Genomic DNA, 1038 nt, shown 5'->3' on the forward strand with positions numbered 1-1038 from the left:
CGGCTCGGCGTCGAGCACGACGCGACCGCCCAGCGGCTGTGGGAGGTCGCCGCCGCGGGTGCGGCCCCCACGAGCACCGGGCGCCCGCCAGCGTGCAGAAGCTGCTGCTGGCGGCGACCCTGATGCCGCGCCTCGACCCGGCCCGGGTCGTCGAGGTGCGGCGGGAGGACCTGAGCGATCTCGACCCGACCAGTTCGCTGATGGGAGTGGTCGCGGGTGGTCGGTACTCGATCGAGAGCCTGTGGCTGGGGTTGCTGCTGAAATCGGGCAACGACGCGGCCAACGTGCTGGCCCGGGTCGGCGGCGGCAGCGCCGGCCGGCAGGGCGGCGTGCAGGCGATGAACGACGAGGCGCACCGGCTGGGCGCGAACCAGACCCATGCCGCGACGCCGTCCGGCCTGGACGGCCCCGGTCAGTACACCAGCGCGTACGACCTCGCGCTGATCGCGCGGGCGGCGTTCGCCCGGGCGGACTTCCAGCGGTACATCGGCACCAGGGTGGCGCAGATAGCGGGAGATTCGGGCACGCCGTCGCTCGTGCTCAACCACGATGTCACGCTGCTGGACGCCTACCCGGGGACGGTCGGCGGCAAGACCGGCTTCACCGACCTGGCCCGGCAGACGTACGTCGGTGTGGCGGAACGCGACGGGCGGCGGCTCGCCGTGGCCCTGCTCGGCGCGGAGACCGCGCCGTTGGGCAGTCTCGGTGAGGCGGCAGCCCTGCTCAACTGGGGCTTCGGCCTCGCGCCCGACGCGTCCGTCGGCCGTCTCGTCACCCCGGAGGAGAAGAAGGACGAGCACGTCGCCGACGCGCGCGGCGATCGCCCGGGTGGGGCCACGCAGTGGTCCCGGTACTCGCTGCCGGCCGGCCTCGGCGCCGTCGTCGTGCTGGCCCTGGCGATCTCCTGGCGGCGCGTCGGCGCGCGGCGACGAGCCGGCCAGGGGTAGGGCGTCCGGGGCGGGCAAGCCGTCCGGGAAGGGTGGCTCGGAGATGATGCCGAAGAACGGCAGCGCGATGATGTAGACCTCGGGGTGCCCG

General features: G+C 74.4%; 1 protein-coding gene. It reads left to right on the top strand.

The genetic code is table 11. From position 1 onward, the window contains the following. The coding region (locus ABZ570_RS34035; protein ID WP_358072308.1) for a D-alanyl-D-alanine carboxypeptidase at positions 1-947 on the top strand (947 nt) is incomplete at its 5' end. Positions 948-1038 lie beyond the last annotated feature (91 nt).

The sequence above is a fragment of the Micromonospora sp. NPDC007271 genome, from assembly GCF_040634005.1.
Taxonomy (GTDB): Bacteria; Actinomycetota; Actinomycetes; order Mycobacteriales; family Micromonosporaceae; genus Micromonospora.